10 protein-coding genes are annotated in these 13,280 nt (G+C 34.7%); 6 read left to right on the top strand and 4 right to left on the bottom strand.

Annotation, left to right across the window (positions count from 1 at the left end; translation table 11 throughout):
- Positions 1–243 precede the first annotated feature (243 nt).
- The gene (gene treC, locus P3R27_RS10535) at positions 244–1,875 is read left to right on the top strand and encodes an alpha,alpha-phosphotrehalase (protein ID WP_126133885.1); all 1,632 of its coding nucleotides are present in this window, start codon (positions 244–246) and stop codon (positions 1,873–1,875) included.
- Between the two features lie 163 nt (positions 1,876–2,038).
- Here the strand turns inward: treC and P3R27_RS10530 are convergent, their stop codons facing one another.
- Complete coding sequence (locus P3R27_RS10530; protein ID WP_034690058.1) at positions 2,039–3,220, bottom strand: AI-2E family transporter; 1,182 nt, start codon at positions 3,218–3,220, stop codon at positions 2,039–2,041.
- A gap of 517 nt (positions 3,221–3,737) precedes the next feature.
- Here P3R27_RS10530 and P3R27_RS10525 point away from each other — a divergent pair.
- Positions 3,738–5,321, top strand: coding sequence for a zinc ABC transporter substrate-binding protein AdcA (locus tag P3R27_RS10525; RefSeq protein ID WP_034690060.1), 1,584 nt, complete (start codon positions 3,738–3,740; stop codon positions 5,319–5,321).
- A gap of 105 nt (positions 5,322–5,426) precedes the next feature.
- Here P3R27_RS10525 and P3R27_RS10520 read toward each other — a convergent pair whose 3' ends face one another.
- From P3R27_RS10520 to P3R27_RS10510, 3 genes are all read right to left on the bottom strand, one after another.
- On the bottom strand, positions 5,427–6,155 hold the full coding sequence (locus P3R27_RS10520; protein WP_010736348.1) for a LytR/AlgR family response regulator transcription factor: 729 nt from the start codon (positions 6,153–6,155) through the stop codon (positions 5,427–5,429).
- Between the two features lie 4 nt (positions 6,156–6,159).
- Positions 6,160–7,443, bottom strand: coding sequence for a sensor histidine kinase (locus P3R27_RS10515; RefSeq protein WP_034690062.1), 1,284 nt, complete (start codon positions 7,441–7,443; stop codon positions 6,160–6,162).
- A gap of 140 nt (positions 7,444–7,583) precedes the next feature.
- Positions 7,584–8,186, bottom strand: a complete 603-nt coding sequence (locus P3R27_RS10510) for an accessory gene regulator B family protein (protein ID WP_010736345.1) — start codon at positions 8,184–8,186, stop codon at positions 7,584–7,586.
- 575 nt (positions 8,187–8,761) lie between these two features.
- Here P3R27_RS10510 and P3R27_RS10505 point away from each other — a divergent pair.
- The 4 genes from P3R27_RS10505 (at position 8,762) to P3R27_RS10490 (ending at position 12,513) form a co-directional block, all read left to right on the top strand.
- On the top strand, positions 8,762–8,977 hold the full coding sequence (locus tag P3R27_RS10505; protein ID WP_010736344.1) for a hypothetical protein: 216 nt from the start codon (positions 8,762–8,764) through the stop codon (positions 8,975–8,977).
- A gap of 301 nt (positions 8,978–9,278) precedes the next feature.
- Complete coding sequence (locus P3R27_RS10500) at positions 9,279–11,483, top strand: ATP-dependent helicase (RefSeq protein WP_034690064.1); 2,205 nt, start codon at positions 9,279–9,281, stop codon at positions 11,481–11,483.
- 248 nt (positions 11,484–11,731) lie between these two features.
- On the top strand, positions 11,732–12,139 hold the full coding sequence (gene spx / locus P3R27_RS10495) for a transcriptional regulator Spx (protein WP_019724106.1): 408 nt from the start codon (positions 11,732–11,734) through the stop codon (positions 12,137–12,139).
- A 17-nt stretch (positions 12,140–12,156) separates the two neighbouring features.
- Entirely contained in the window at positions 12,157–12,513 is a 357-nt protein-coding gene (locus P3R27_RS10490; RefSeq protein ID WP_034690067.1) for an ArsC/Spx/MgsR family protein, read from the top strand.
- Positions 12,514–13,280: the final 767 nt, after the last annotated feature.

The raw sequence follows: 13,280 nt of genomic DNA, 5'->3' as shown, positions 1-13,280 counted from the left end.
GACCCTATACTTAAATATAACATAACTAAAAGAATTTATTTTCTTGAAAAAGAAATTTGTCAAAAAATAAATAGTTAAATGAATTGAGCGCGACGTGAATGATCGATTTAACGTAAAATATTTGCTTGAAAAATGATGGCACATATTTCCTAGCGTGATTGATTTACAAACGCTTACGTTTCATATATAATTGGGTTATAAACTTGTATATATAAGTTAAAAATCAGCTGGAGGTACAGGCTTATGGCGTTTACAGAAAAAGTGATTTATCAGATTTATCCCAAGTCATATCGTGACACGAATGGTGATGGGATTGGTGATTTACCAGGAGTCAAAGAAAAATTGCCTTATTTAAATGAATTGGGCATTGATATGATTTGGTTGAACCCCTTTTATCCAAGCCCGCAAAAAGACAATGGGTATGATATCTCTGATTATCAAGCAATCGATCCATTATTCGGTACGATGGCTGACTTTGAAGAGCTAGTTGCTGAAGCAAAAAAATATCAGATCGACATCATGCTAGATATGGTATTGAATCATGTCTCTATTGAACATGAATGGTTTCAAAAAGCATTAGCTGGAGACAAGTACTATCAAGATTTCTTTATTTTAAGAGATGAACCAACAGATTGGGTATCAAAATTCGGTGGGAACGCTTGGGCGCCATTCGGCGAAACAGGGAAATACTATTTGCATTTGTATGATAAAACGCAAGCCGATTTGAATTGGCGTAATGAAGCAGTACAACAAGAATTATTCAAAGTTGTTCGTTTTTGGATGGCTAAAGGTGTCAAAGGGTTCCGTTTTGATGTAATCAACGTGATCGGAAAAGACGAGGAACTGAAAAACAACGCGGAAAATGAAGGGAAAGCCGAGTACACAGATAAACCAATTACTCATACGTATTTACAACGCTTGAATAAAGAAACATTTGGCCAAGACCCTGAAATCATAACGGTAGGGGAAATGAGTTCAACGACTATCGAAAACTGTCTTTTATATACGTCACCTGAACGAAATGAATTGTCCATGGTATTTAATTTCCACCATTTAAAAGTCGATTATGAGAATGGCAATAAATGGACAACTCCGCCATTTGATTTTGAAGAATTAAAGCGTTTGTTCCATACTTGGGGAGAAGAAATGAGCGCAGGAAATGGCTGGAATGCACTATTTTTGAATAACCATGATCAGCCACGTGCTTTAAATCGTTTTGTCGACGTCGAACAGTATCATAAACAAGGGGCAGAAATGTTGGCCACGATGATCCATTTAAATCGAGGTACTCCGTATATCTATATGGGAGAAGAAATCGGCATGATCGATCCTGACTTCGATTCGATTTCTGACTATCGGGACATTGAAAGCTTAAACGCATATAACCTGTTACAAGAACAAGGATTCACGCCAGAAGAAGCCTTTCGACGAATTAAAGCAAAGTCACGAGATAATTCACGCACACCGATGCAGTGGACGGATGAACCACAGGCTGGCTTCACGTCAGGAACACCTTGGTTACCTTTAGCATCGAAGCACGAAACAATCAATGTAGCCAATGAGCAAAAGCAAGAACAGTCGATTTTTGCCTATTACCAAAGACTGATCCAACTTAGAAAAACATATCCAGTGATTGCTAATGGTGATTACAAAGCCTATGCACCTGAGCATCCACAAGTTTATGGCTATATTAGACAAACCGATGATCAAAAATTATTAGTTCTGACCAATTTTTACGCGAAAGAAACTTCGGTGGAATTACCGGAAGAATTTGTAGGTGCGGAAGTATTGATCAGTAACTACCCAACGACAGTTGAAAAAGAAATGACGTTACAGCCTTATCAAGCAGTCGCACTATTAGTGCAAGAAAAGTAGAGACTGTGACAAACAAATAGTTTTAAAAATAAGCAGCAAAAGCATGAATAGCTTTTGCTGCTTATTTATGGGATTTACTTATCTCTGAAATGTTGCTCGATGAATACCGTATAGTTTTTTTGAAGATAGGAGTGGACTCATGTCTCACGCCTTTCCTTTTTTGTTACTTAAAGTAATCCTTCTCTGAAAAATCAGCTTTTTGATAAACCCCTTGATCCCCATAAAACTTATTGTAACGCTGTTTGAATTTTCTAAAGAGAAAAACAACAAGTAGTTTGATCAATGTATAGATCGGGATACCAAAAATGACGCCCATGATTCCTAGAAGATCTCCCATGACTAATAAGACAATCAAAATCGTGATGGGGTGGATCTGTAACCGATCACCCATCACACGAGGGACCACAAGATCTCCGTGAAGCAACTGGACAACGAACCAGACAATCACAAATTTTACAGCCATGAACGTCGAATCTTGAAAAGCAATGAATAGTCCAGGAAAGAAAGCGATGAATGGACCGATATAAGGAATAATACATAATAAACCAGCTGCAATAGCCAGAATACTTGCAAATTCTAAGCCAATCAATAAGAAAGTTACCCAATAAACGGCACCTAAAATGAAAGAAGCGATGATTTGTCCTTTTAAGAAAGCACCTAATTGTTGGTTCGCAATTTTAGTCAATGTCCGAAAATCTGTGCGAAATTTTGGGGGAACGATACCTAAGACCGCTTGATAAAAATTGTGCGGATCTTTTAAAAGGAAAAAGGCAATGATCGGACCAGTAAATAAAGTGATAAAGGTCGTTGTGACCGCTGAGAATAGATTTCCTAGACTTTCGGCACCGCTCTGCCAATAGTTACCGATGAATGAAGTAAAGTTATCGGTGAAATCATCAATCGATGCAAAGAATTGATTGAACGAATCAGAAAATGGTGTCTGTGCTAAAAAGTCCTTCAACGTTTGTTGGAAATCTTGGAATAGGTCAGGTAGTTGTTGAATCAATGTGGTTGCTTGCTGTTCTAAAAATGGAAACAGCCAGACACCTCCTAAGCCAATCAGCAATAAAATAATAACAAAAACTAAAATGACTGACAGATTACGTGAGAGTTTCTTGCTGAGACGTTTGATCAAAGGTTCTAATAAATAATATAAGACCAAAGCAAAAAGGACTGGTGGTAAAGTCGTGATGAAAATGACAACCAGGGGTTTGAATATAAAAGCAATCTTTTGGAAAAAGTAAATGACCAATGCGATCATCACAAGTAATCCTAGAACGTAATACGAAGTTTTCCCTCCTAAAAAACGAATCAGTCGGGAAGATTCTTTCGGTTTGTTTTCCACGATAGTTCTCCTTTCTCTTGAAATAAGCAGTTTTTTTTAGGGGTTGGGCTATTCTTACGAAGCAACTGTTGAGATCCAATGAAGCCTTTTTAATAGTCAGCCAACTGTGAAAAATATGAGAAGCTATTTTCTCAAATTCTGTCTTACTACTTAGAGCTGAACATCTTTCTCACAACCTAATAAACGGTGTTCGAAAAGCTGACCTTCAACAGTAAGCTGAAAAATCAAAAAATATGGAAAGCTATTTTCTGATTTCCCAGCTTACTGTTCAGGTCAAAATGCTTTTCTCATAACCTTGTCCTACTTCAAGTTATTATAATCTGAAACGGGTATAAAAAGAAAATAATACAGTTGAAAAATCAATCGAATTTCGATAATAAAATAAATTTAGTAATAATACTTGACGGTTACTTTGATTCTATGCTAAATTAATTCCTGTTGCTAAAACGTAACTATTACGATTTATACTTATTAATCGTAATCAAATAGAGAAAGAAGATGAGAAGGAGCGAATAAAATGAAACGTTGGATCAAGGTGGTAGGAGGATTACTGTTGACAGGGATCCTTGCAAGTTGTGGCACAGGAGGTACTACAACAAATACAAATGGACAAAATGATGAAAGCTTAAATGTAATGACAACATTTTATCCAATGTACGAATTTACGAAGCAAGTAGTTGGTGAAGAGGGAAATGTTGAATTATTGATTCCAGCTGGAACAGATTCACATGACTACGAACCTTCTGCAAGAGATATGGCAAAAATCCAAAATGCTGATGTTTTTGTTTATAATGATGAAAATATGGAAACTTGGGTTCCAGCAATTGAACATACTTTAAAAGAGGGCGAGGTACTTCCAATCAAAGCAACAGAAGGAATGTTGTTATTGCCTGGGGATGGTCATTGCCATCACCACGATCATGACGACGAAGACCACGATCACGATGATCATGCGGATGACCATGATCACGCTCACGGAGACCACGGTCATTCTCATGAATTAGATCCACATGTTTGGTTAGCTCCTAATCTAGCGATGAAGCAAGTAGAAACGATTCGTGACCAATTGATTGAGGCATATCCTGAAAAAGAAGAAGCATTCACTGAAAATGCTGCCTCTTATTTAGAAGAATTAGAAGCGTTACACAACACTTTTAAAGAAACATTAGGTCAAGCAAAACAAAAATCATTTGTAACCCAACACGCTGCGTTCAATTATTTAGCTCTAGAATATGGTCTTAATCAAGTACCAATTGCCGGTCTTTCTTCAAGTGAAGAACCATCTGCTGCAAGAATTGCCGAGTTAAAAGAATTTGTTGAAGACCATGGGATTGAATATATCTATTTTGAAGAGAATGCCAAGGACAGTATCGCTCGTACGTTAGCTACTGAAGCAGGCGTATCGTTAGCAGTATTGAATCCTTTAGAAGGACTGACAAAAGAGCAAATGGATAACGGTGAAACGTATATTTCAATCATGGAAGCAAACTTAAAAGCGCTCCAAAAAACAACGGACATTGAGAATCCATTGGAAGATACGTTGAAGCCGGAGAAAGAAAAAACAATCTACAATGGTTATTTTGAAGATTCAGAGGTCCAAGACCGTCCATTGTCAGATTGGAATGGTATCTGGCAAACTGTCGATACGTATATGGCAGATGGAACGTTTGATCAAGTATTTGAATATAAAGCCAAAACAAACCCAGATATGACAGTTGAAGAATATCGTGAATACTATGAAATAGGCTACAAAACAGATGTCGAAAAAATTGAGATCAAAGATGATACGATGATCTTTACTTTCAAGGATGGCGAAGTGAAAGAATCGAAATACCGTTATGCGGGTAAAGAAATCTTGAACTATTCAGCAGGTAATCGCGGTGTCCGTTTCTTGTTTGAAGCAGAAGATCCTGATTCTGGTGCGTTTAAGTATATACAATTCAGTGACCACTCGATTGCGCCTACCAAATCGGACCATTTCCATATCTATTTAGGAAATGATAGCCAAGAAGCTTTACTAGAAGAAATGGATAATTGGCCAACTTTCTATCCTGAAGAAATGACTGGAAAAGAAATCGCGCAAGAAATGATCGCGCATTAAACGATACTAAAAACGAAGAATGAATGGAAAAGAGGATTTACGACTTTTTCATTCATTCTTCGTTTCTTTTCTTTATTAAAAAGAATTTATTTATTTTATTGTCTTTCAAGAAATCAACTTCTTTAGCCCACGAATCGAAACAGGGATCACTTCCCCATTAGATAGAGTCACTTCTCGTGTTTTCTTATTGATTGTTTGGACATTTTGGGTATTGATAACATAAGATTTGTGACAGCGGATAAAGTGTTGACTTTTCTTTTCGATATCTTTTATCTTCTCATAAAACTGCATCTGGGCATGTGTCAAATGGACCTCAAGTTTATGAGGAGTACCTTGAGCAGTAGAAAAGTATTGGATATCTCGAATAGGTAAAAATTTGATTTCATCATTGAATTCAATTCTAAAAATATCCTTTTGTAATGGCGCAGTTTGGAAATCTTCGAATATTTTACTTAAGATACGTTCAACATTTTCTTTAAGATCAAAAATATCTTCTTTGATGATATAATCAGTCGGCTCAATGTTGCTTTTCAAAATCGTCATGGAAAGATCGGTGTGTGAAGTAACATAAATGATTTTTCCAAGCGAGTCCAAGTCACGTACTCGTTTTCCAATGGCAATGCCATCTAATTCACTGTCTTTCAGTTCGATATCCAAAAAATAAATACCAAAAGAAGACGTACGTATCCTTGCTGCATTGAGGAGTTCAATAGGATCAGAAGTTGCAATATGGACATAACTATCCAAATTTTCAATCATGATCCGATTCTTGATTACTGTAGAGATGACTTCCAGTTGTTTCGGATCGTCTTCACAAATGTAAATGGGAATCATAAAATTACTCCTTTAATTGTATATGGATTGTTTGTGAAAATCGCTGATTCTCAATCGATGTTTCAAGAAAAAGATAAGGATTCGTTTTTGTTAACTCATCAAGAATAAATAAACCTAATCCTTCATTTTTGGGATTTGTTTTCGTCGAGAAGCCTTTTTGTTTTAACTTACTCAATGGAAACGTATTCGTAGTGGTGTTGATGACACGTATCATCAACGACTGTTTTTTCTTGATGATCAGTACTTCGATTTTTTTCTTTTTAGTTACTGTTGCACCTTCGATTGCATTGTCAAGAATAATACCAAGCATTCTTACCAAATTGATCGTATATTTTTTACCAATGACGATTTCATCTGGAACGGTCAATTGGACAGAGATACCTTTTTCTTGTGCCATCATTAATTTTAAAGAGAATAGACTTCTTATTTCAGGTACCTTCATTTTGTCTAGTAAGCTAAGATTTGCTGGGAAGAGATTCATCATTTCACGTGTAGGTAAAATCGTTTGGTTGTAATATTTTTGTAAGCCCTCAAGATCGCCTTCAGAAATATAACTATTCAAAGAAAACAACAGATTTTGATAATCGTGTTTAAACTCTCTAAGCTCTTGATAATTTTTTTCTAGATCTCTAATGTAATCTTGCTGTAATTGGATACGTTGTTCCAATAATTGATCTGCCATCTTTTTATTGGATATTTTCCAATAGTAAATCAAGATAATTAGTCCGACACACAGATAAAGGATAAAAAAGCTCGTATTTAATGCTAGTACTTTTGGCGTTTCACCAGAAAACCGTGTATAAAAAATAATGATATAGTAGGTGAGTAAAACCAATGAACCGATTGTACCAATCATTCGACGGTCAACACTAGCGGACCAATTATCTAAAAACTTTTTGAATCCATACGCAAATAATAAAGATAAAATCGCTGATACAGTTATATGGAAATATTGTAATGCATCTCCAGGTTCAATAACAGCAGATTCCAATACTAAAAAATCCGCGACGCTCGTCAAATGATCACCTAAAATGGAAGCTAATAATCCCAAAGGTAATGCGTAGATCATATGTTGGCGCGAGGATGAAAAGAAAAAGAAAAGTAGACTCAACATGGCAATTGCGACAAGTGCAGAAAAAATACCTAAAATCGGGTAAAGTATTCCCAACAGGACTGCTGCCAAGAGACTAAACGTAGAAAATAGGTATTTATTTTTAATTTGGGAATTGATGATTAAGATAGAACTTGTGTAAATCAGATATTGCAAGGCTATGGACCACAAAAACATAAAGCACAGCTCCCATTGCGTTTTCCCAAATTATAGCATATTTATAATATTATTTTTTTAATTTTTCAGGTATTTTAAATTCTGAGCTCATACCGAAGCAGCAGCCAGATACAAAGAAATCAGAAAGGTTAGTTAATTGTTTAACGATTGTTTTTTTCATAAAAAATTCCTCCAATATTCATCATGTAATTTGTAACTGGAAGCAACGTAGCTATTTCTAAAATAATCCCAAGTAGTAAATAGGTAGAAAAGTAAGAAGCAGAGAAAAATAATGTGAGTACTGCAAATAAAAGATACATGAAAATTGCTTTTTTTAGTAGAGGTGGGCGTTTCTCTGGTGCAATCGGGTTAAGGGCTGTGCCTCTTGATCCATAGCGAAGCAAAAGGAAAAAACAAACAATTAACAAAAGGACCATCATAGGGAAAGAGAAAGTCAATTGATAATGTTTCATTACTAAGGGAACCCCCCACAAATAAAGCAAAGTCCAAAGTAAGCAAACAAATTCAGAATCGGAATGGAGACCGTAAGCATATCTGCGAATACAGATATATGAAAGGAAAGTCATTCCTGTTTCTGCCCACGTGCCTGTCAATAAAGAAAATACAAAAACGACAGCAAGTTTTCCAAGGTTGTTCAGCAAAACTTCCAGAGCAAACTTCACTTGGATGTAAGTCATATCTTCTTCATCTTGTTTTCCGTTGAATAATATTGCCAATATTCGATTTACCACTTTATTTTTCATCTCTATACGTACCTCCGAATACTATAATAAGCGAAAAGACACAAAAAAAGTTTTTCGATTCATAAAAGGATGTTTTGACATCAAAATCGTTAACTAAGTGGATTTTGTAACATATTTGTTATATAAGAATGAAATGCTTTTTCTTATGTAAAAAATAAAAGACATGTTTATCTCTAAATAATTAAAAAATTTCCTATAAAACTATCAAATCATCTTTAAATTTTCAACTAAACGTAGGATTATACCAAAAAGAGTGAGATTAATTAACAGTTTTGATGTCAAAAGAACTTTTTATGATATTTCTGTGTTATGTTTAAAAATTTATGTTAAAAATTAGTAGAGGTTGCGAAGATAAATGTAAGTGACACGTTCTTATATTTTGTTTTAACAACTTCTTAATAGAAGGCAGCAACTCCCCTTCCCCTTTTGTTGTTGCCTTCTGATATCAGCAACGAGGTAATTTCTATGTTAAAATGCAAGCCTTTAAGAAGGTGAGTTTGTCAATAGAGGTAACAGATTCGAAATTTTTATCAAAAGAAGTTGTGCCATATGCACAACATAATGGAGGAAATAGCATGGAAAATGAAAATCTATTTGAAGTCGGTAAAACGTACGCATTTGTATCAGATTTATTTTGTTCTCCAATTGAAGCAGAAATTGAAAAAATCTATGAGAACAGTTTGATGGTTCGTGTGCTCAATTGCGCAGATGAAGACAATGAAACTGCACACAATTTACACTGGCAATTAGTCGTTCGTAAGTCAAGTGCAGTGAAAGAGTACAGCTACTAATAGTAACTGTTCATGAATAAAAATTAGTATTTTGATAAATAGGCAGCCAAATCTTGAATGATGGAAATCATTTTTGGATTTGACTGCCTATTTTTACTTTTAAAGGTAAAGGAAAAGTTAGTTTTGCTTTTTTGTGGTTCTCATTAGTTTTAGGTACTTATCAAATACATCAGTTTATAGTAGAGATTCTTTTGTTTCTTCCTAAGACAACGATCGTAAAAGGATGAAGCCCCATTTTATTTTTTGTAAAGGTCTGGTAGTATAAAGAAAATAAATGGAGTAGAAAATAAATAAAAGAAAGATGGGGAAGATGATCAATCAAGAAAATGAGAAAGAAATTCTTCGATTGCAAAGAGAAATCAGCCATTGGGATAGAAAATATAAAAAGCTCCAACAAATTTTTCGAATGCAAGAAGAAATAATTGCTAGTTATGAAGCTGCATATGGGGAAGCACCAGGGTTGGTAGAAGAACACCATGAGGAAGAACAGCCAAATGAATCATTTTTTGAACATATTGAGAAGCGTTCTTATAATCGATTCAATAATGAACAAAAAGCAGCAATCACTTATGATATGAGCAAACACTTACGAATCATCGCAGGTGCAGGAAGTGGAAAAACACAAACAATATGTGCGAAAGCTGTATATCTGATGAATGAAGAACAAGTAGAAGAGCAAAGGATCTTAATGATTACCTTTACTAGAAATGCTGCCAATGAATTGAAAAAACGGGTGGATAATTTTAGTCAAAGAAAAACGAATGTGACGATCGGAACTTTTCATAGTATTTTTTATCGTCTCTACAGTGATATCAAACGGCAGTTTCCGGATCTTTCTGCCGAAGGGATTCAAGGTGAGTTTTCTAAAGACACACCATATAAAGTAAATATTTTACTACAGAAACTAATAAAAAAATATCAACTATATTCTTTCGATCAGTATGGTGAGAAAACGATCGCTAACCGATTGGATTATTGGCAAAACATGAATCTCTCCCGACAGGAGATCATCCAATTGATCAAAAAGAGATTTGATTCCATTGAAAAAGACCCACGTCACCCCATCTCTGAGCGTATGGATCAATTAATGACTGAACTATATGAAGAAAAACAAAAGCAACGACTTTTTGAATTCAATGATGTTCTGCAAAATTTAAAAAATGCTCTTTCTCATGTAGATGTCAGAAGATATGTAGGTCAAAAATACGATTACTTGTTTATCGACGAGTTTCAAGACACGAATCCTTTGCAATGGGCAATCGTTCAGTTGATTACGAAAGACTCGCCGATCAAGTTGATCATCGTTGGAGATGATGATCAAAGTATCTATGGCTTTAGAGGATCAGAACCTGATTATATTAAACAGTTTGAGAAAGAATATCCAACAAAAACACTCTTTCTATTGACCAATTATCGTTCGCGAGCGTCGATCGTTCAAGGAGCGAATCGATTGATCACGTACAATAAAGAGGATCGCATACCTAAAGCGATGGTACCAGCACAAAAGGAACCAGGCGTATTACAGGCATTATCATTTAAAACGGTACAAGAGGAAAGTGACTGGTTGATTCAGCAAGTATATGCCTTTATAGAAGACAAAGGAAAATACAAAGAATCTATTATTTTATATCGTTCATTATCACAAACACAAGCATTAGTGCAACGTTTGATCCAAACAGATATTCCATTTGTACTAGAAGCAGATACCCAATATGCGGGGATCTACGGAATTAAGCTTTTTTATCAATTTTATCAAAAATTTATCGGTTGGTATGATGCGGCAACACCGATAAAAGTGCAAGCACACCAACAGTTATTACGACAGTTGATGATTAATTGTTATCTGAAAACAAATGAATGTGACCAATTTTTCTCTAATAAAAACAGTGACCAAGATATTGTCGCTTATATTTTAAAACGGCGTCCTAATTTAGAAACTAGAGAAAAAGAACTAAAGACATTTGTCAGCGTGCTAGAAACATTTGCTCAACCAACGAAGCGGTCATGTGTTTCACTGATTGAGGCCTATTGTCGGTTGCCAAGACCGAATAAAGAAATCGAGCAAGGTGACAAAGAATGGCTGCTGCAGACTGTCGGACAATATCCAACGATCCCACAATTGAAAAAATTGTATCTTGAGATCCAAGGAATTGCAGCAGAACTAAAAACAAGGTTGATTGCTTATCGTAAGGGGAAACTAGATGCATTATGTATCCAGAGTATTCACAAAAGTAAAGGTTTAAGTTATCGTAACGTTTTTTTAATCGGTTGTAATGAAGGGATGATTCCTTACAATGGTGCGGTAGCAAAAGACAAAAGACTGAAAAGTGAGTTGAAAATCGAACCATTAACGACGATTGAGGAAGAGAGGCGTCTTTTTTATGTCGCAATGACTAGAGCAAGGAATCGTCTTTATTTATGTGTACCTGAGTTTAAAGGGAAAAGAAAATTACAACCTTCCCGTTTTATTAAAGAAACAGGTTGTAAAGTTAAAAAAATCAAATAAATTACGAAAAGCAAAGCGAGTAAAAATACATTCGCTTTGCTTTTTTATCCAAATAAATATATAACTTTTATTATTTATGTCGTTTTTTAATAATCTTTATTTATAAACGGTATATAACCTTTAAATGGTATTTTAAATAACGATTATATGTGATTAATCAAATTTTATTTATTTTGAGGATAGCGTATGACTGGCATTATTTTGAGATTACGTTTAGAATGGGATTACAATTAAAAAGGAGTGAGAAAATGATAAAACTATACACTTCGCCTAGCTGTACATCTTGCAGAAAGGCCAAAGCATGGTTACAAACGAATCATCTTGATTTTGAAGAAAAGAATATCTTTGCAGAACCTCTATCAGAAAATGAGATACGACAAATATTGGCCGCAACAGAAGGTGGAGTCGAAGATATTATTTCTACTCGTTCAAAAGTTTATGAGAAATTAGGAATCGATTTTAATGATTTATCTCTAAAAGAAATGATTCGCTTGTTCAAAGAATATCCATCTTTACTTAGACGTCCGATTCTACTTGATGAAAAAAGAGTATTGATTGGATTCAATGAAGATGAAATACGAGCATTTATTCCTAGAGAAATACGAGGTGTCGCAAGAAACTTGATTTATATGAAACATAGTGTCTTGTATTCGTAAGAATAGGAGGAGACGTTGTGAATATCAAAATCTATAGTTCAACGAATTGCACCATAACGGTTAAAGCCATCCAATGGTTAGAGAAAAAGAACTTATCTTATCAATTTGTTGATCTAGAAAGTAGAGCTTTAAGTAATAAAGAAGTCAAGGAGTTATGTAGTTTTGAAAATGCAGATATTGAACAATTATTTACTACATGGTCATTTGAATTCAAAAAAATTAAAGCTGGACTTCCAAAAAAACAGGAAGATCAACTTCTATTTTTGTGCACTACGCAACGTCATCTTTTTAGACGTCCCTTGATCATCATCGATGATGCGCTGTTTGTTGGCTACGATCAACGATTGATGGAGCAATTGATTTTACATGAATAGACTGTATCCAATTGTGTTACATACTGAAAAAGGCAATTGGAATCATCGATTTTTCCTTAGTAACAAGCCAAAGAATCAAAATCTCACTTACCTGTTCTCTGTTTTTTTGGCTTATTACCAAAGGCGCGTTGCCTATTTTTCGTAAAGAAACTAGTGATAACTAGCAAAAAGTGTAAGAGGTAAATCGTATATTCTAAAATAAAACATTTCGACTTTTTCGTATTTCTACTATAAAGAGGATCAGAATTGAAAGTATACCAGATCGATTTATCAGAAATAGTGATTGACAACTAAATAGAATAAATGGTATATTTTTTTTTGTTGTTTTTTGTTTATTACTGATTTTAATCGTGTAAATAAAACTTTAAATAGTGCTTGACGAATAGAAAAACACATGTTAATATAACTTTTGTTGTTTGAGGAATTCATCAAGGAATGTTGTCTCTGCAAAAGAAGAGGTAAAAAAAGTTGTTGACAAATAACAAACAATGAGTTATGATGAGTGAGTTGCTAAAACGACCTCGTGAAAAACGAGTTCAAAAAACTTTTAAAAAATAGTTGACAATCATCCGAGAGTTTGCTAAGATATAAAAGTTGCTACGGCAATCACAAATGATAAGTTGAGGCAGTTGTGTTTCATTTATCACGTAGACCTTTGAAAACTGAACAAAGTAAGACAAACCAAATGTGTAGGGCGTCTTGATTCAATTCAAGACAACAAACATTTTTAACAAGCAAGCAATATGCTAGCAAACAAATTGAGCTTA

Origin of the sequence: Enterococcus spodopteracolus, from assembly GCF_030441955.1 — a bacterium.
Taxonomy (GTDB): domain Bacteria; phylum Bacillota; class Bacilli; order Lactobacillales; family Enterococcaceae; genus Enterococcus_B; species Enterococcus_B spodopteracolus.
This window is presented reverse-complemented; position numbering and strand designations above follow the sequence as displayed.